Genomic DNA, 18596 nt, shown 5'->3' on the forward strand with positions numbered 1-18596 from the left:
TCGCTCCCACCTCATCGATGTTCGACACGAGCAGCCTCGATGATCACCGCGCCGTCGTCCGTGCGTGCCGTGATCTCGCTGGCCGCGTTGGCGGGTGTGCTGGTTTGGGGCACCCGTACTTCCGTCGATTCACTCGACTGTGCGAGCACCAGGTAGGGACCGGGCTCCGGCAGCCCGATGACCACGTCCCCCTCGCGGCTTGTCGCCTCGACTGTGCGCGGTGGCGCTTCCTTGAAATCGACCGTGATGTCACCGTCTGAGGTGGTGGCGCTGAAGTGCTCGGTGACCGCGATCGGGTCGCGGGTCGTCACATCGCCGCTGACCGTGTGTACCTCGATACGCCGAGCCGCGCCCCCGAGAATGATCGGCCCGTCGTTCGTGCGCGAGATGAGTTGATCGAGGTCGGCCTGCGCCATCACCATCCCGATCTCTTGTTCGGTGCGTACGGTCATCCGGCGCGCCTGCTCGGGCGGCAAGGCGATGGTGATCTCCCCGCCGCGGGCCCACTCCAACATGGGCGAGGGTTGGCCCGCGATACTGATCCGGGTTTCGCTGCCTTCGGTGGTCACATTCAGCTCATGTTCGCCGCTGTGGCTGGTGTTGACCAATCGCAGATCTGCGCCGGCTTCCCGGGTTTCGCGGTCGGCCGTGATGCGGATGGCGATCGGCACCGCCGCGGTGTCCACCACCAGCGATCGCATGTTTGCCGGCAAGGTCTGGTGGTCGGTGACCACCCGGACGGCGCTCACGCCCCAGGCCGCGACGCCGAGCCCCACCACAGTGGCGGCCAGCAGGAGCGCTGCCGCGGCAATCAATACCAGGCGGAAAGCCGTGCGGCCGCCGGGAGTCAGCTGGGGCGGCGGCGCAACCGGCGGTGGGGCGGTGATGGTGGTCACGATGAAAGTCCTTCCCGATATGGATGTTTGGGTCTACGTCTCGAGGTAGCGCAGCACTGCCAGCACTCGGCGGTTCTCGCTCTCATCGGGGGCGAGGTTCAATTTCGCGAAGATCGATGCGATGTGTTTCTCGGCCGATCCGACCGAGACATGTAGTGCGGCAGCGATCGCCGAATTCGTCTTCCCCTCGGCCATCAACTGCAGAACGTCGCGCTCGCGCGGGGTCAACTGGTCCAGGGCGCTGTGTCGGCGAGAACGAACCAAGATCTGTGACACCACCTCAGGATCGAGCACGGTACCGCCTCCGCCCACCACCTCGACAGCGTCGAGAAAAGCCGGCACATCGGCCACCCGGTCTTTCAGGAGATAACCGAAACCCTTGGTGTCCGAGGCGATCAGATCGGCCGCATAGCGCTCCTCGACGTAGTGCGAGAGCACCAGCACCGGGGATTCCGGGTTCTGGCGGCGTAGCAGTGCCGCTGCCCGGATGCCCTCGTCGGTGAATGTCGGTGGCATCCGAACATCGAGGATGGCCAGGTCGGGTCGGTGCTCGTTGACCAGTCGTAACAGGTTGGTGGCATCGGGAACTCCGGCGACCACTTCGTGTCCGGCGTCGGCGAGGATGCGCTCGATGCCGGCCCGCAACAGTGCCGAGTCCTCGGCGATCACGATCCGCATGGCAGCACCGCCGTGACGATCGTCGGCCCGGTAGCCGGACTGGTCACGCCGAACGTGCCCCCGGCAGCGCGTACCCGTTCGTCCAATCCGCGCAGCCCGGTGGCGTTCTCGCCGGCGTCGATCACCGCCCCACCCTTACCGTCGTCGAACACCGACACGTGCAGCACGTTGGCGACTTGGTCCAGGCGCACGGTGACCACGGCCTGGGTGGCGTTGGCGTGCTTGGCGATGTTGGTCAGGGCCTCGGCGACGACGAAGTAGGCGACCGATTCCACTTCGTCGGGGAGTCGGTGCGGTATCTCGACGTGCAATGTCGTTGGCACGCCTGAGGTTTCGGCGCGTTGTGCCACCGACGACAACGCAGCGTCCAGACCGCGGTCGGCGAGGATCGTCGGGGCGATGCCGCGCACCACGTTGCGCAGCTCGACGAGGGCACTCTTGGCGTCGTCGTGAGCCTCGGCGATCAATGCTTTCGCCGCCGGCGGGTCGGTGTCGAGCTTGGTCTGTGCCAGGCCGATCGTCATCGCAAGGGACACCAGGCGGGGCTGCACACTATCGTGCAGATCCCGCTCGATGCGGTGACGTTCGGTCTGCGCCGAGGACACCGCGCCTTGCCGAGCGTCGGCCAAAGCGCTCACCTGGTACTGCAACACGGCAGTGGGCGACGGGGATAGCAACCAGCGGTCGATCGCGGCGTCCAGGGCAGGGGCGAAGATCAGGATCGCCACTGCGGCGGCGACCGCGACGATTGCCAGCAGCCAGGCGATCGGCGGCGAGACGAACATCAGGCCGGCGTCGTCGTCACTCTGACGGATCGCGATCGCGGCGGCGGGGCCCAGGAACGCGAACACCAGCAATGCGAACGCGAGACCGGTGGCCAGCATGTCGTAGGTCATGCGCAGGTAATGATGGGCGAAGCCTTTCCAGAAGCGAACGCTGCTGAGGTCCAGCCACAGCTGGTGTGCCCACCGCTGGAAACCGGCGTAGGGCGACATCCGGCGCGGCGGTACGCCGATGCCGAGGCCGAACACCGCTTCGCTGCGGGCCCGCTCGACTGATTCCACCCCGCGTATCAGGTAGACGAACACCACGGCAGCCAAGACGAACCCGATCACCGACGGAATCGACGAGAAACCGATGACCATGATGGACAACGGAATCCAGAACCAGACGAGAGCGACGGCCGCACCCGTGACCATCGAGGCGGTCGGTACGAGCCCGATGTTGCGTTGTCTCGCCATGGGCTGGGTAGCTGTGGGAACGACTGTTTCGCTGATGGCGACCATGCCTTCAACCTACGAACTTCGGCCGTCAAGCGACACAGCGTTTTCCCGAGACCCCGCTGGGGGATAACCCCACCCTGTGCTTACCAGGGCGGTTTACCAAGGCCCCGTACCAGGGCGCCCCTTACACCGCGACCGTGCGCGTCTGTTGCCCGCCACGCCGCAAAGTGCCGGCATTTTGCGCACGCTCGCGCCCGAACGCCGGCCAAGCTACTTCGGCGCGGTCAGCTCCAGCGCGATGTTGTCCGGGTCGCGAAACTCCAGGATGTACGCCGGGCCAATGTCCTTGGCGGGTTCGTGCGCGATGCCCAGATCGTCGAGATGTCGCGACGCCTCGTCCAGCTCCGCCAGGCTGGCGAGCCGGAAAGCCAAGTGGTCCAGGCCTGTTCGATCCTCGTCGAAGCGGTCCCGGGCTACCGGGCGCAGACCGATCAACGTGCCGCCGAGGTCATAGATCACCCCGCCGAACAGAAAGCTCAGCCGATCCCGGGTGGCCTCATCGGCGTTCTCGGGTTGCTCGATGAGAACCGGCCAGCCGAACACGCTTTCGTAGAACTGCCGTGATCGTTCGATGTCGGTGACAGTGAGCCGAACGTGCGCGATGGAGGACGTGGTGATCGCCATCCGTTCATGCTGCCACCCGATGCGTCTCCGCTGAACGCAAAAGTGGTGACCCGCGCTGCGGATCACCACTGATGGAAGAAAAGCCGTTCTGCTTACGGGCCTTCGGCCTCGGGCTGTGCGGCTTCGCTCTCCGGTTCTGCGCCGGGGGTCCAGCCGTCCCTCAGCCTCTCAGGGAAGCCGGTCCAGCCCTCCCTGAGCTTCTCCGGATAGTTCGTCCAGTTGTCCTTGAGCTTGCCGGGGAACGTCTCCCACGCGTTGGCTTGAATCGGGACCGCACAGGTCCATGCCTCGGTGGAGGTCGGCGTGCCGCCCTTCTCGATCTTGTCGATGACGTTGGAGCAGTTAGGTGCGGCCGATGCCGGCGCAGCGAGTGCAATACCGGCGCCAAGGGCTCCTGCGGTCAATGCCACTGCGATGAGCTTGTTCATGATCGTGCCCCTTGGCTTGATGTTGACGCCTGCCGTGACTGTATACCTTTCACGTGCAGTTTGCTGAAGTATTTTTCCGCGCCATTTTCCCGGGCGTGTCGACACCCGCTCTCCACGCGGCGCCAGGCGGATGGCACAGCCCTCGATATACCTTCTATCGGGCAATTTCGGCCCGTGGGCTAGCTCCGGCGAATGCTACCGCCCACCCGCCCCCAAGCCGCCAACGTGGGCCGGGCCCGATGTTGCCAGAATTCACCATCGGCGGCCCGTGCCAGAATCCCTACGTGCAGGTTGGGATGACGATGCCGGTGATGGAGCCAAAGCTGGATGCCGCGACGCTGCGAGCCTGGGCGCACGTCATCGACGGTGGTCCTTTCTCGTCGCTGTGTTGGGGGGAGCGGATCGCGTTCGACAACCCCGACAGCCTCACGCTGCTGGGTGCGCTGGCGGCGTGGACGGATCGGGTGCGGTTGGTCACCACGGTCGTCGTACCCCAGCTGCACGACCCCGTCATGCTGGCCAAAGGTCTGGCCACCGGGGACATGCTCAGTGGTGGCCGGCTCACCGTCGGCATCGGTGTCGGCGGTCGCCACGAGGACTACCGAGCTGTCGGCGCCGACCCGGCCAGCCAGACCCGGCGTGGGCTGGCCGAGCGGGTTGCCGTGATGAAGCGGGTGTGGGCTGGCGAGAAGGTCACCGAATCGGTGCTGCCGGTCGGCCCGCCGCCCGTCCAGGCCGGCGGGCCGCCCCTGCATATCGGGACGATCGGGCCCAAGACCGTGCACGACGCCGCTGTCTGGGCCGACGGCGTGGCGGGGACGACGTTGGACCTGGATCTGGTCAAACAGGCTGAGCTGTTCGATATCGCCCGCTCGGCCTGGGCCGAGGCAGGCAAGCCCAAGCCGCATCTGGCGACATCGTTCTGGTTCGCCATCGGGGAACCCGAAGAGGCCCGCGCGCAGGTGCACCGCCACCTGCGCCGGTACATGAACTGGATTCCCGCCGAGTTCGTCGACGCTATGGCACCGACCACCGGCTGGGCCGGCAGCGAGGACCAATTGGTCGAGATTCTCGGCAAGTTCGAGGACATCGGCACAGACGAGGTGCACCTCATCCCGACCACTTCCAACATTGACCAGCTCCGCCGGGTGGCCGACGCGGTGAAGAGCTTCGCCTGAGAGCTGGTTCGAATGGCAGGCTCTTGATATGACTGCCAACCCGCTTCCGCCGATCGTTCCTCGCGCCGAGTGGGAGGCGCAACGCGCGAAACTCCTTGTCCGCGAAAAGGAACTGACGCGGATGAAGGACGCCGTCAGCGCGGCCCGCCGACGGTTGCCGATGGTCGAGGTCACCGAAGACTACGTATTCGACACCGTAAGCGGCCCACTGTCCCTGCTCGACCTGTTCGACGGGCGGCGCCAACTGATCGTGCAGCACTTCATGTTCGGTGCGGACTGGGAGCAGGGCTGCGACGGCTGCTCGATGATGGCCGACCACATCGGCCCTCTGTCGCACCTGCATGCCAAGGACACGTCGTTCGTGCTCGTCTCGCGGGCGCCGATGGGCAAGCTGCTGGCGTTTCGGGATCGGATGGGTTGGATGTTGCCGTGGGTATCCTCGGGAGCGACGACGTTCAACGAGGATTTCCATGTCACGGTCGAGGGTGAAGAACGTCACGGCGTCAGCGTGTTCCTGCGCGATGGCAAACGTGTCTTTCACACGTGGTCGACCTATAATCGTGGTGAAGAACCGTTCATGGTGGTCTTCGACCTGCTGGATCTCACCCCGTACGGGCGTCAGGAAACCTGGGAAGACTCACCGAACGGGTGGCCACAGCAACCGCCCTACGAGTGGATGCGATTGTCAGATTCGTACTGACCTGGCTGTTTAACGCCTGCGGCCAGCCGAACGATAGACACACAGAGGCCGCAAATCGGCTGATGAGGAGCAAAAGATGAAGTTCGTGAAGAAGATCGCCACAACCGCAGCCACCGTCGGTGCGCTGGGCTTCGCCGCTATCGGCGTCGGTGCCGGTCAGGCCAACGCCGACGACCCGTGGTGGTGGGAGCCGGTGCCATCCCCGGGCCACTTCGTGCCGTCGCCGGGCCACATCAGCCACCTGCCCTTCGTCCCGCCGCCAGGGCATTGGGACAAGCCTGGCAAGTGGTTCAAGTAGCCGCTCTCGCTGGATTCGGGCGAAATGTACGAGCTGTCGGCGGCGGTCGTGTCGCTGAACAGCGCCGACTGCTGCTGACGAATCGCGTGGTACTTGCCTGAGAAAACTACAGAATGCGTAGTTGTGATAGCCGCGCACACACGGATTCGTAGGTGCCAGACTTAGCGCGACCCTTTTGAGTGGTGGGGGAGCGCTATGGTTTCGTCGCGCATCTATGTCGGAGCTGGTATTTGCGTGCTCGCGATCGGTGTGACGATAGGTGCTCCGGCAGTCGCTGCCGCCGATCCCGAGGCAGTCGGTGCCGTCACGGCAAGCAGCGATGAGACTGCGAACGTCTCGCTGGACGACGCTACGACGTCGGCCGGCGCCGCCGACAGCGCCGCAGACGCAGAGCAAAATGCCGTTGAAGGCGTCGTGACGACCACGTTCGGGTCGGGACGCGAGCCAGGCGACCCGGTGCTGACCAGTGCTGACAGCCCGACGAGCACAGTCGGTAACGCACCGGCGCCCACCAGCCTGGACAGTCCGCCCGAAGCGCCGGCCGTCCCGGTGAGCGCGCCTGAGGACGACTCGGCTGTCATCACGGACGATTCCGATTCCGTCACGTCGAATCCACAGCCAATGAGCAGTGATTCCGATCCGAACATCGGCGTGGCCACGCCCGCGGCTGTCGAACCGGAACCGGCAGGCATTGAGACGCCGCCGATTCAACAACCAGTTGCGTCAAATGTCCCGCCGATCGAACCGGCGCCGGCCATCTATGGGACACCGCCCGTGCCCTATCTGGTCTTGTTCGGTGCGTGGGTCGTGGCGCCGATTTTCGATGTCGTCGCCGCCGTGCATTACGTGGTCACGGCAGTTGTGGTCGGGTCGCTCACACAGTTGCAATACGGACTGGCTCAGTTATTCGCCGTCACCGGCGTCGAACCAGTATTGGACAGCCTCGCATTAGCGGGAGTCGAGGTGCGGCCGGCGGCGGGGGCGCCGTTGGGGTCGCAGTTTGCCCCGGCCTCGCCATTCTCGATTCTTCTCAACGCGGGGTCGACGCTCACACCGCTGAACGCGGCCCTGTCCGGCGAATCGGTAGCGCCCGCGCACGTTGCAACATCCGCGGCCTCCGCACCGGGCAAGTCGGTGGCAGACAGCGTGCAGTCCTTCATCAGCGATGTCGGCCGCAAACTGCTGGAATCCCCGTCACTGATGGCGTTGGCTGTGGCCGCCCTGCCGGGCCTCGGCGGGCTGGTGCTCCTCACCACGAGTGGAGTACGGATTGGATACCGTCAGGCCAAAGTCAGTTTCGTCATGCGTCAGCAGGACATTGCACGGTTCGCGCTGATGGGGCCCATCGGCATCGCCCGGTCGCAGTCCGTGGTGTCCGTGCATGTGCGAGCATCTCGCGCGCACGCACTGGACCAGAACGATTCCCGACGAAGCCGCTTGAAGCTGGTCTGCTGAGCCCTGAACAACGACAATCCCGCGCCACCGGCGCGGGATTGTTGGCTTCACCAGGTTAAATGGGGTGCCCCCGGCAGGATTCGAACCTGCGGCCTTCTGCTCCGGAGGCAGACGCTCTATCCCCTGAGCTACGGGGGCGCATTGAAACTCAAGCTGCGCCGATTGGGCGTGGATAGCGTAGCGCATGTGCCCGCGAATACGGATTCGGGGCGTGAGCACCCCAGACCATAGGATGGACCCTCGTGACCCCCGCCGACCTTGCTGAGCTGCTCAAGGCGACTGCCACGGCAGTGTTGACCGAACATGACCTGGACACGGCTGCATTGCCGGCCACCGTCACGGTCGAGCGTCCCCGCAACCCCGAGCATGGCGACTATGCCACCAACATTGCGCTGCAGCTCGCCAAAAAGGTCGGAGTCAATCCGCGTGAGCTGGCCGGATGGCTGGCCACCGCCCTCGCCGCCGCCGACGGGATCGCCGCGGCCGAGGTGGCAGGCCCCGGCTTCGTCAATCTGCGCATCGAAGCATCCGCGCAGGGCGTCATCATCACCAATGTCCTCACCGCAGCCGGCCACTACGGCGCATCGGCCGAACTCAAGGACCAGAAGGTCAACCTGGAGTTCGTGTCCGCCAATCCCACCGGTCCGATCCATATCGGCGGTACCCGCTGGGCCGCGGTGGGGGACGCGCTCGGACGGCTGCTGGCCACTCAGGGTGCCGACGTCGTCCGCGAGTACTACTTCAACGATCACGGTGCCCAGATCGACCGGTTCACCAACTCGCTGATCGCCTCGGCGAAGGGTGAGCCTGCCCCCGAGGACGGCTACGCCGGTGCTTACATCGCCGACATCGCCACCCAGGTGCTGGCCCAGGCGCCCGATGCGCTCAGTCAGTCCGACGAGCAGCAGCGCGAAACCTTCCGGGCCATCGGCGTCGATCTGATGTTCACCCACATCAAGGAGTCGCTGCACGAGTTCGGCACCGACTTCGACGTGTACACGCACGAGGATTCGATGCACACGTCCGGCCGTGTCGAGCAGGCCATCGCGAAGCTGCGTGAGACCGGCAACATCTATGAGAAGGACGGCGCAACCTGGTTGCGCACCACTGAGTTCGGTGACGACAAGGACCGCGTCGTCATCAAGAGCGACGGCAACGCGGCCTACATCGCCGGGGATCTCGCCTACTTCCTGGACAAGCGTCAGCGTGGGTTCGATCTGTGCATCTACATGCTCGGCGCCGACCACCACGGTTACATCGCGCGGCTGAAGGCGGCCGCGGCCGCGCTCGGCGACGATCCGAACACCGTCGAGGTGCTGATCGGGCAGATGGTCAACCTGGTGCGCGACGGCCAGCCGGTGCGGATGAGCAAGCGCGCCGGCACTGTCATCACCCTCGATGACCTGGTGGAGGCAATCGGTGTCGACGCCTCCCGGTACTCACTGATCCGCTCGTCGGTGGACACCCCCATCGACATCGACCTGGCGCTCTGGTCGAGCGCGTCCAGCGAAAACCCGGTCTACTACGTGCAATACGCGCATGCTCGGCTCTCGGCGCTGGCCCGCAACGCCGCGGATCTGGGTGTGGCCGCCAGCACCGAGAAGCTGGATCTGCTCACCCACGACAAAGAGGGCACGCTGATCCGTAACCTGGGTGAGTTCCCGCGGGTGCTCAAGTCCGCTGCGGCCCTGCGCGAGCCGCACCGGGTGTGCCGATACCTCGAAGATCTGGCCGGTGACTACCACCGGTTCTACGATTCCTGCCGGGTGCTCCCGCAGGGCGATGAAGCTCCCGGTGACCTGCACGCGGCGCGACTTGCGTTGTGCGCGGCCACCCGTCAGGTCATCGCGAACGGCCTGGCCATCCTCGGCGTCAGCGCCCCGGAGCGGATGTGAACGCCCATCCCGCCGGGCCTCGGCACGCTGAGGAGGTCCACCACGCCGGTGCGCCCGCCAAACCGCAGAATGCCGACGAGATCATGCTGCTAGCCCCGAATGTGTGGCCACGCAACCTGACTCGCGGTGGCGACGGAGTCGTGTCGATCGCCGGAGTTTCGGTCGCCGATCTGGCGGCCGAGTTCGGCACGCCGCTGTTCGTGATCGACGAGGACGACTTCCGGTCGCGCTGCCGCGACATCGCCGGAGCTTTCGGCGGTGGCGAGTACGTCCACTACGCAGCCAAAGCCTTCCTGTGCTCCGAGATCGCGCGCTGGGTGGACGAGGAAGGTCTGTCGCTCGACGTGGCGACCGGCGGAGAGCTGGCTGTCGCGCTGCACGCCGGCTTCCCCGCACAACGAATCACGCTGCACGGCAACAACAAATCTCTTGATGAGCTGTCCATGGCGGTCAAGGCCGGAGTCGGCCACGTGGTGCTGGACTCCGACATCGAGATCGAGCGACTCGACGCGATCGCCGGTGAGGCCGGTGTCGTCCAGGATGTGTTGGTACGTGTCACTGTCGGCGTCGAGGCCCACACCCACGAGTTCATCTCCACCGCGCACGAGGACCAGAAGTTCGGACTGTCGCTGGCCACCGGCGCGGCGATGAATGCCGTGCGCCGGGTGTTCGCAACGGACAACCTTCGCCTCGTCGGTCTGCACAGCCACATCGGTTCGCAGATCTTCGACGTGGCCGGATTCGAGCTTGCCGCACACCGGGTCATCGGCCTGCTGCGCGACGTGGTCGCCGAGTTCGGGGTGGAGAAGACGGCGCAGATCTCGATCGTTGACCTCGGTGGCGGGCTGGGGATTTCGTATCTCCCGCAGGACGATCCGCCGCCGATGCAGGAGCTGGCCGACAAACTGCTGGCCATCGTGCGCAACGAATCCGCGGCAGTCGGTCTGCCCGCACCCAAACTGGTCGTCGAACCGGGCCGCGCCATCGCCGGGCCGGGAACCATCACGCTCTACGAGGTGGGCACCGTCAAAGACGTGGCGGTCAGCCCGACCGCGCATCGCCGCTATGTCAGCGTCGACGGCGGGATGAGCGACAACATCCGCACCTCGCTGTACGCCGCCGAGTACGACGCCCGATTGATCTCGCGGATCAGCGACGCACCGCCGGCGCTGGCCCGGATCGTCGGAAAGCACTGCGAGAGCGGCGATATTGTTGTCCGCGATACCTGGGTGTCCGATGATATCGCGCCTGGTGACCTGCTCGGGGTGGCCGCGACCGGCGCGTACTGCTATTCGATGTCGAGCCGGTACAACCTGCTGTGCCGTCCGGCTGTGGTGGCGGTGAAAGACGGCACGGCGCGGTTGGTGCTGCGACGAGAGACCGTCGACGATCTTTTGAGCCTGGAGGTGAGTGGTCAATGAGTGAAAAGCCCATCGGCGTAGCGGTATTGGGGTTGGGCAACGTCGGCAGTGAAGTGGTGCGCATCATCAACGAGAGCGCAGCCGACCTGGCCGCCCGCATCGGGGCGCCCCTGGAACTGCGCGGCGTGGGGGTACGGCGGGTCTCCGATGACCGGGGCGTCTCACCCGACCTGCTCACCGACGACATCGCCGGCCTGGTGTCGCGCGACGATGTCGACATCGTGGTGGAATTGATGGGCCCCATCAAGCCCGCGCGCAAAGCGATCCTTGCAGCGTTGGAGCAGGGCAAGTCGGTCGTCACCGCCAACAAGGCGCTGATGGCGCAGTCCACCGGCGAACTCGCGCAGGCTGCCGAAAAGGCGCACGTCGACCTGTATTTCGAAGCCGCGGTCGCGGGGGCGATCCCGGTGATCCGCCCGCTGACGCAGTCGCTGGCCGGTGACTCCGTGCTGCGGGTGGCCGGCATCGTCAACGGCACCACCAACTACATCCTCTCCGAGATGGACAGCACCGGAGCCGATTACGCCACGGCATTGGCCGACGCCGGGGCGCTCGGGTATGCCGAGGCTGATCCCACCGCTGACGTGGAGGGCTACGACGCCGCGGCCAAGGCCGCGATCCTGGCCTCGATCGCATTCCACACTCGGGTGACTGCCGACGACGTGTACCGCGAGGGCATCACGAAGGTCAGCTCTGAGGATTTCGTGTCGGCGCGGGCACTCGGCTGCACGATCAAGCTGCTGGCCATCTGTGAACGCCTCACCACTGACGAAGGCAAACAACGGGTTTCGGCCCGCGTGTATCCGGCGTTGGTTCCACTGACCCATCCGCTGGCGGCGGTCAACGGTGCATTCAACGCCGTGGTGGTGGAAGCAGAGGCGGCCGGGCGGCTGATGTTCTACGGGCAGGGCGCCGGGGGAGCCCCGACGGCCTCGGCGGTGATGGGCGACCTCGTGATGGCGGCGCGCAACCGCGTCCAGGGCGGCCGCGGTCCACGCGAATCGAAGTACGCCAAGCTGCCGATTGCGCCCATCGGGTTCATCCCCACCCGTTACTACGTCAACATGAACGTTGCCGATCGGCCCGGCGTGTTGTCCGCTGTGGCAGCGGAATTCGGTAAGCGGGAAGTCAGCATCGCCGAGGTGCGCCAGGAGGGCATGATCGACGAGGCCGGTCAGCCCTGTGGTGCCCGCATTGTCGTCGTCACCCACCAGGCCACCGACGGGGCGCTGTCGGAGACCGTCGACGCGCTGGCTGATCTCGACGTGGTGCAGACCATCAACAGCGTGCTCCGCATGGAAGGAAATGGCGCATGAACAGCCCGACGCGAGGACAGACCAGCACAGGACCGGTGCACCGGCCCTGGCCGGGCCTGATCGAGGCCTACCGTGACCGGCTGCCGATCGGCGACAACTGGACCCCGATCACCTTGCTGGAGGGTGGCACGCCGCTCATCCACGCCAAGCGGTTGAGTGAATACACCGGCTGCACAGTGCATCTGAAGGTCGAGGGACTCAACCCCACCGGCTCCTTCAAGGACCGCGGCATGACGGTCGCGGTGACGGAATCACTGGCGCGCGGGCAGCAGGCAGTGCTGTGCGCGTCGACCGGCAACACCTCGGCCTCGGCGGCCGCGTACGCCGCGCGCGCCGGCATCACCTGTGCGGTGCTGATCCCGCAGGGCAAGATCGCGATGGGCAAGCTGGCTCAGGCCGTCATGCACGGCGCCAAGATCATCCAGATCGACGGCAACTTCGACGACTGCCTGGAACTGGCCCGCAAGATGACCGCTGATTTCCCGCAGATCGCGCTGGTGAACTCGGTCAACCCATACCGCATCGAGGGCCAGAAGACCGCGGCATTCGAGATCGTCGACGCGCTGGGCACCGCACCGGACGTGCACGCGCTGCCGGTCGGCAACGCGGGCAACATCACCGCCTACTGGAAGGGCTACACCGAGTATCACCGCGATGGCTTGACCGATCGGCTGCCCCGCATGCTCGGCACCCAGGCGGCCGGCGCCGCACCGCTCGTTCTCGGCGAACCCGTCAAAGAACCGGAAACCATCGCCACCGCAATCCGCATCGGGTCACCGGCATCGTGGAGTTCGGCGGTCGAAGCCCAACAGCAGTCCAAGGGCCGGTTCCTGGCCGCAACGGACGAAGAGATCCTGGCCGCTTACCACCTGGTCGCGCGAACCGAGGGCGTGTTCGTCGAACCGGCATCGGCTGCGAGCATCGCGGGTCTGCTGAAGTCCGTCGAAGACGGCTGGGTCAAGCGCGGCTCCACTGTGGTGTGCACCGTCACCGGCAACGGGCTCAAGGATTCCGACACCGCCTTGAAGGGGATGCCCGCCGTCACCGCGGTGCCGGTTGATCCCGTCGCCGTGGTTGCCAAACTGGGTCTGGTCTAGCGGAGCGTTCAGTGACTCACACTCTGCCCGTCGGTATCACGGCGACTGCTGTTGTCGCGGCGTCCAGTGCCAACCTCGGTCCGGGGTTCGACAGCCTGGGCCTCGCACTGAGCCTGTATGACGAGATCGTCGTCGAGACAACAGAATCCGGCCTTCACGTCGAGGTCGAGGGCGAGGGGTCGGGTCAGGTTCCCCTGGATTCGAGACATCTGGTGGTGCGGGCGATCGAGAAGGGCCTGCAGGCCTCCGGATATTCCGCGACCGGCCTGATTGTGCGCTGCCGCAACGATATTCCGCATTCGCGCGGACTGGGCTCCTCGGCGGCAGCCGTGGTCGGTGGCCTCGCCGCAGTCAACGGCCTTGTGACACAAGCTGGTTCGGATCCGATGGACGACGCTCGGTTGATTCAGCTGGCCGGCGAATTCGAGGGCCATCCGGACAATGCCGCAGCCGCGGTGCTGGGCGGCGCTGTGGTGTCCTGGACCGACGAGGTGACCGAGAACGGCGGGGGTCCTCGGTACTCGGCCGCGTCGGTGCGGTTGCATCCCGATATCCGGCTGTTCTCGGCGGTTCCCCAGCAGCGATCCTCCACTGCCGAGACGCGGGTACTGCTGTCTGAACAGGTAAGCCACGTCGACGCCCGGTTCAATCTGAGTCGCGCGGCGCTGCTGGTCGTCGCGCTGACCGAGCGGCCAGATCTGCTGATGGCGGCCACGCAGGATGTGCTGCACCAACCGCAACGCGCGGCCGCGATGCCGGCCTCGGCGGAATATCTTCAGATCCTGCGGCGTTATGGCATTGCAGCAGTGCTATCCGGGGCAGGTCCCTCGGTCCTCGGCATGAGTTCGCAGGTGGGACTACCTGCAGAAGCCCTGGAATATGGCATTGCCAACGGGTTCACCATCAAGGAGATGTCGGTCGGTTCGGCCGTACGTTGGACCTCGGGTGTGGCCGCGCGGAGCTGATGGCACCCACTCGGAACGTATCCAGCGCCACACCCGGAGCAGCGACGTTGCTTGATTCCTGCACCAAAGCGGGTTATTCTCGCTTTCGTCCAGCAATCGCAGGGTCTCTGCCTGCGTCGACACCAGGACGACCACCCAATCTTCTTGTGTTCTACTCGTGGACTGACGGTTCGCCGTTCGACGGTGAGCCCTGGCGATCGCCGTGCCCCGCCGACGGCGTGAGCCACGCGTTCAGCGGTTCGGCTGAATGCGCATTGACCTTTGGGGATCCCTCGCGCAACGGAATCAGCGAGGAAAGAAAGGAAATCCGTGACAGATACGGACCTCTTCACGTCTGACAACGCCAATGAGACTGGCGAATTGTCGAATGCCGTGACTTCAGACAGCGCTGCAACCGCTGATACATCTGCGCCCTCGGCGCCCTCGTCGGACACCGCGCCGCGCGCATCGAGCGCCCGGCCCGCGTCGCTGTCGACCATGGTGCTGCCGGAGCTGCGCGCACTCGCCAAGGAAATTGGTGTTGAAGGCGCGTCCGGTCTGCGCAAGAGTGAGTTGATCGCAGCCATTCGCGCCCATCGTGGCGACGCCAATGGCCGGACTGCTGAGGCCGGCAGCCCGGCAACCGCCGACGCCCAACCGGACGCCGGCACCGAGGCTGCGGCCGAGCAGCCCGTCACTCGGCGGCGCGAGCGGCGTGGATCGTCCCGTCAGGCCGGAGCACCCGTCGAGGACACCGCCAGTGTCGACACCCCCAGTGTCGGGACCGCGAAGGTTGACACTGCCGGCGACACCGCCGTCAAGGACGACACCGTCAAGGACGACACCGCGAAGGACGTCGCCGTCAAGGAGGAGACCTCCAAGGACGACACCGCCAAGAAGGACGGCGGGAACGTCGAGGCGGAGGCCGAGCCCAAGAGCGCCGACGCAAAGACTGAGCCCGCGCAGGAGCAGGGCAAGCGTGACCGGCAGGACCGCCAGGACCGGCCAAAGCGAGACAGGCAAGACCAGGGCAAGCAGGACGCCCAGGGCAAGCAGGATCACAAGCAGGATCAACGGGACAAGCAGGACTCCCAGGGCAAGCAGGACCAACGGGACAAGCAGTCCGCGGGCGATCAGTCCGATCAGCAGAGTGACCAGCAGAACCGCGGTGGTAATGCCGGGGGCAACGCGGGCGACGACGATGGTGACGGTCGGGGCGGCCGGCGTGGCCGCCGGTTCCGTGACCGCAGGCGCCGCGGCGAACGCGGTGGTGAAGGCGGCCCTAACGAGACCGAGCAACTGCGTGAGGACGACGTCGTACAGCCCGTTGCCGGCATTCTCGACGTTCTCGACAACTACGCTTTCGTCCGGACCTCGGGCTACCTGGCCGGACCGAATGACGTCTACGTCTCGATGAACATGGTGCGCAAGAACGGGCTGCGCCGCGGTGACGCGGTGACCGGTGCGGTGCGCGTTCCCCGCGAGGGCGAGGGCGGTGGCCAGAACACCCGCCAGAAGTTCAATCCGCTGGTGAGGCTCGACACCGTCAACGGCGGTTCGGTCGAGGATGCCAAGAAGCGTCCCGAGTTCAGCAAGCTGACGCCGCTGTACCCGAACCAGCGACTGCGCCTGGAGACCACGCCCGAGCGGTTGACCACCCGCGTGATCGACCTGATCATGCCGATCGGCAAGGGCCAGCGGGCCCTGATCGTGTCGCCGCCCAAGGCCGGCAAGACGACGATCATGCAGGACATCGCGAACGCGATCACCCGCAACAATCCGGAATGCCACCTCATGGTGGTGCTCGTCGACGAGCGCCCAGAAGAGGTCACCGACATGCAGCGTTCGGTCAAGGGTGAGGTCATCGCCTCGACCTTCGACCGGCCGCCGTCCGACCACACGCAGGCCGCCGAGTTGGCCATCGAGCGGGCCAAGCGCCTGGTCGAGCAGGGCAAGGACGTCGTCGTGCTGCTGGACTCGATCACCCGGCTGGGCCGCGCGTACAACAACGCGTCGCCGGCGTCGGGCCGCATCCTGTCCGGTGGTGTGGATTCCACCGCTCTGTATCCGCCCAAGCGGTTCCTCGGTGCTGCGCGAAACATCGAATTCGGTGGTTCGCTGACCATCATCGCGACGGCGATGGTCGAGACCGGCTCCACCGGTGACACGGTCATCTTCGAGGAGTTCAAGGGCACCGGTAACGCCGAGCTCAAGCTGGACCGCAAGATCGCCGAGCGCCGGGTGTTCCCGGCCGTCGACGTCAACCCGTCCGGCACCCGCAAGGACGAGCTGCTGCTGTCGCCGGACGAGTTCGCGATCGTGCACAAGCTGCGCCGCGTGCTCTCGGGGCTCGACTCCCACCAGGCGATCGACCTGCTGATGAGCCAGCTGCGCAAGACCAAGACCAACTACGAGTTCTTGGTGCAGGTTTCCAAGACGGCCCCAGGTGCGGGCGGGATGGATTCCGACTAACCAGCACGCGACCAAAAGGCCCCGCCACGGCGGGGCCTTTTGCGTTCCCGGGTTGCCGTTCCCGACAGAACTACTCAACCTTGACTACCATTGTGGCATGAAGCCGACGACGATCCCGTTGCTGCCCTGCACCGACCCGGACGCCACAGTCGAGTTCTTTCAAGCCCTCGGGTTCGACACCTCTGACCAGCAGACTAAGCCCTACCTCTACCTGGCGTTCGCGCTGGCCGACATCGATGTGCATTTCAAGGAGCCGGCGCCCAGCCTGAACCCGGCCGAGGAACTGTCCGGTGGGTGCCTCGTGATGGTCGACGACGTCCGTGACCATCACGCCAGATTCTCCATGGGGCTGCGCGCGCACTACGGTCATCTGCCGACGAGCGGCCTGCCGCGGATCACCCGACTGCGGCCGGGGCAGACCCGGTTCAGGCTGTTCGACCCGTCTGGCAACTGTCTCGTGTTCATCCGCCGCGACGAGGCAGACATCACCTACGGCGGCTCACGTTCGCTGTCCGGCCTGGCCAAGGCTCTCGACAACGTCGCGATCTTCCGGGACTTCAAGGACGATGACGTGCTTGCGGCGCGCGCCCTCGACGTCGCGCTACGCAAATATCGCGGCAGCGCGCCGAGGATCGACCTGGCCAGAGCGCTTGCCGACCGGATCGAGCTCGCCGTTGCGCTGCGCGACGATGCGACCGCCGATTCCATTGCCGCCGAGCTCGATTCGATGGCGTTGACGCCTGCCGAGCTCGGCGCGGTGGCCACCGAATTACAAGCGATAACGGACCTGCGGCAATGGCTGGCGTAGCCGCGCCGACCGTCCGGTTGCTGGTGCTGGGCGTGGTGCGGACGCGCGGAGACGCGCACGCTTACGCGATTCATCGGGAACTGATGTCCTGGCGCGTCGACACCTGGACGGCGGTCAAGCCCCCGTCCATCTACCACGCCGTCAAACAACTTGAGCGCGAAGGCAAATTGCGTTCTGTACGCGCCGAGCTCAGTCCGCGGGGGCCGGCCCGGGTGGTCTACGCCGTCACCGATTCCGGCGTCGACGAGTTCTACCGACTCCTCGAAGCGGCCCTGCTCAGTCCCGACATCGAGGAGTTCGGAGCCGGCATCGCATTCATGGGCAGCCTGCCGCGAGATCGCGTGGTGGCACTGCTTACCGAACAGCTCGCTGTCAGCAGGCGGATCGGTGATGAGCTGCAAGCCATGAAACCCCAGTGGCCCGATCCCGCCCAGCCCCCACATGCGCAGCATCTGCTGGATCTGTGGACCGGAGTGTTCGGTGCCAACGCCGGGTGGACCGCGACGATGCTCGGCCGGGTGCGGGCCGGTGAGTTCCGGTTCGCCGACGACCGCTAAACCGCCGGATCGGCCTTCAGACCGGGCATCACATATCGGCGCAGGTGGGTCAGCACGGCGTCGAAGTCGCTCGCGTCGAGCTGTTCGCCCGGGACCGTCGCGAACGTAAGCAATACGCGCGCAACCCATTCCGTTGCCTCGCCGATATCGGTATCGGCATGGATCTCGCCGGCGTCGCGGGCCACCACCAGGTACCGCGACCAGAACTCGGCGAGGTCGGGCACCAGGCCCTGCACGCCGGCACCGGCACATGCGGCGAACTCGTCGGGCTCCTCGACCCGCAGCTTCATCAACAGCGCGCCGGGATCGTCGTAGGCGGTACGCCCACGCAGGATGCCGGCCGCAAGCTTCTGATCGAGGCCTTCGAACTGGTCGAGCATCGCGTGCGCCTCAGACCAGTACGCCTCGTTCAGTCGCACGATCGCGGCACCCAACAGCGTCACCTTGTCCGGGAAGTGCCGATACAGCCAGCCGCGGGAGACTCCGGCGCCTTCGGCCACCTCGGACACGGTTGTCGCACGAATTCCCTTGGCGCGCAGGCACATC

At 65.8% G+C, this 18596-nt stretch carries 18 protein-coding genes and 1 tRNA gene; 12 read left to right on the plus strand and 7 right to left on the minus strand.

Features of this window, described 5'->3' with window-relative positions:
- Positions 1 to 11: 11 nt before the first annotated feature.
- The 5 genes from ABQF30_RS24685 to ABQF30_RS24705 all read right to left on the minus strand — a co-directional run bounded on the left by ABQF30_RS24685 (position 12) and on the right by ABQF30_RS24705 (position 3909).
- On the minus strand, positions 12 to 896 hold the full coding sequence (locus ABQF30_RS24685) for a DUF4097 family beta strand repeat-containing protein (protein ID WP_448468749.1): 885 nt from the start codon (positions 894 to 896) through the stop codon (positions 12 to 14).
- A 33-nt stretch (positions 897 to 929) separates the two neighbouring features.
- On the minus strand, positions 930 to 1574 hold the full coding sequence (locus tag ABQF30_RS24690) for a response regulator transcription factor (RefSeq protein ID WP_448468751.1): 645 nt from the start codon (positions 1572 to 1574) through the stop codon (positions 930 to 932).
- Complete coding sequence (locus ABQF30_RS24695) at positions 1562 to 2860, minus strand: sensor histidine kinase (RefSeq protein WP_448468753.1); 1299 nt, start codon at positions 2858 to 2860, stop codon at positions 1562 to 1564. Before ABQF30_RS24695 ends, ABQF30_RS24690 begins: the two co-directional genes overlap by 13 nt.
- 207 nt (positions 2861 to 3067) lie before the next feature.
- Positions 3068 to 3481: a VOC family protein gene (locus ABQF30_RS24700; protein ID WP_448468755.1), complete on the minus strand. Its 414-nt coding sequence runs from the start codon at positions 3479 to 3481 to the stop codon at positions 3068 to 3070.
- 92 nt (positions 3482 to 3573) lie between these two features.
- Complete coding sequence (locus ABQF30_RS24705) at positions 3574 to 3909, minus strand: hypothetical protein (protein WP_448468757.1); 336 nt, start codon at positions 3907 to 3909, stop codon at positions 3574 to 3576.
- A gap of 296 nt (positions 3910 to 4205) precedes the next feature.
- Here ABQF30_RS24705 and ABQF30_RS24710 point away from each other — a divergent pair, with 296 nt between their 5' ends.
- The 4 genes from ABQF30_RS24710 (at position 4206) to ABQF30_RS24725 (ending at position 7540) form a co-directional block, all read left to right on the plus strand.
- Positions 4206 to 5087 (plus strand): LLM class flavin-dependent oxidoreductase, encoded by an 882-nt coding sequence (locus tag ABQF30_RS24710; protein ID WP_448468845.1) that lies wholly within the window; start codon positions 4206 to 4208, stop codon positions 5085 to 5087.
- Between the two features lie 28 nt (positions 5088 to 5115).
- Positions 5116 to 5787 carry a DUF899 domain-containing protein gene (locus ABQF30_RS24715; RefSeq protein ID WP_448468759.1) on the plus strand — a complete coding sequence of 224 codons (672 nt, stop codon included), beginning with the start codon at positions 5116 to 5118 and terminating at the stop codon, positions 5785 to 5787.
- 76 nt (positions 5788 to 5863) lie between these two features.
- Complete coding sequence (locus ABQF30_RS24720) at positions 5864 to 6085, plus strand: hypothetical protein (RefSeq protein WP_448468761.1); 222 nt, start codon at positions 5864 to 5866, stop codon at positions 6083 to 6085.
- A 195-nt stretch (positions 6086 to 6280) separates the two neighbouring features.
- Positions 6281 to 7540: a hypothetical protein gene (locus tag ABQF30_RS24725; RefSeq protein WP_448468763.1), complete on the plus strand. Its 1260-nt coding sequence runs from the start codon at positions 6281 to 6283 to the stop codon at positions 7538 to 7540.
- Positions 7541 to 7605: 65 nt separating this feature from the next.
- Here the strand turns inward: ABQF30_RS24725 and ABQF30_RS24730 are convergent.
- Positions 7606 to 7678 (minus strand) — tRNA-Arg (locus tag ABQF30_RS24730).
- A 104-nt stretch (positions 7679 to 7782) separates the two neighbouring features.
- On the opposite strand from ABQF30_RS24730, the gene argS reads away from it, so the two are divergent.
- From argS to ABQF30_RS24770, 8 genes are all read left to right on the plus strand, one after another.
- Positions 7783 to 9435: an arginine--tRNA ligase gene (gene argS / locus ABQF30_RS24735; RefSeq protein WP_448468765.1), complete on the plus strand. Its 1653-nt coding sequence runs from the start codon at positions 7783 to 7785 to the stop codon at positions 9433 to 9435.
- Positions 9432 to 10856: a diaminopimelate decarboxylase gene (lysA, locus tag ABQF30_RS24740; protein WP_448468767.1), complete on the plus strand. Its 1425-nt coding sequence runs from the start codon at positions 9432 to 9434 to the stop codon at positions 10854 to 10856. The genes argS and lysA overlap by 4 nt, the downstream gene beginning before the upstream one ends.
- Positions 10853 to 12172 (plus strand): homoserine dehydrogenase, encoded by a 1320-nt coding sequence (locus tag ABQF30_RS24745; RefSeq protein WP_448468769.1) that lies wholly within the window; start codon positions 10853 to 10855, stop codon positions 12170 to 12172. The genes lysA and ABQF30_RS24745 overlap by 4 nt, the downstream gene beginning before the upstream one ends.
- Positions 12169 to 13269: a threonine synthase gene (gene thrC, locus ABQF30_RS24750; protein WP_448468771.1), complete on the plus strand. Its 1101-nt coding sequence runs from the start codon at positions 12169 to 12171 to the stop codon at positions 13267 to 13269. Before ABQF30_RS24745 ends, thrC begins: the two co-directional genes overlap by 4 nt.
- An 11-nt stretch (positions 13270 to 13280) precedes the next feature.
- Entirely contained in the window at positions 13281 to 14234 is a 954-nt protein-coding gene (gene thrB / locus ABQF30_RS24755; protein ID WP_448468773.1) for a homoserine kinase, read from the plus strand.
- Between the two features lie 309 nt (positions 14235 to 14543).
- Complete coding sequence (gene rho / locus ABQF30_RS24760) at positions 14544 to 16685, plus strand: transcription termination factor Rho (RefSeq protein WP_448468775.1); 2142 nt, start codon at positions 14544 to 14546, stop codon at positions 16683 to 16685.
- Positions 16686 to 16782: 97 nt separating this feature from the next.
- Entirely contained in the window at positions 16783 to 17493 is a 711-nt protein-coding gene (locus ABQF30_RS24765) for a DUF8817 family protein (protein ID WP_448468777.1), read from the plus strand.
- Positions 17481 to 18050, plus strand: a complete 570-nt coding sequence (locus ABQF30_RS24770) for a PadR family transcriptional regulator (RefSeq protein WP_448468779.1) — start codon at positions 17481 to 17483, stop codon at positions 18048 to 18050. The genes ABQF30_RS24765 and ABQF30_RS24770 overlap by 13 nt, the downstream gene beginning before the upstream one ends.
- Here ABQF30_RS24770 and ABQF30_RS24775 read toward each other — a convergent pair.
- Complete coding sequence (locus ABQF30_RS24775) at positions 18047 to 18595, minus strand: TetR/AcrR family transcriptional regulator (RefSeq protein ID WP_448468847.1); 549 nt, start codon at positions 18593 to 18595, stop codon at positions 18047 to 18049. The two genes, ABQF30_RS24770 and ABQF30_RS24775, sit on opposite strands and share 4 nt — an antisense overlap.
- Position 18596 lies beyond the last annotated feature (1 nt).

Source organism: Mycolicibacterium sp. XJ870, assembly GCF_053483975.1.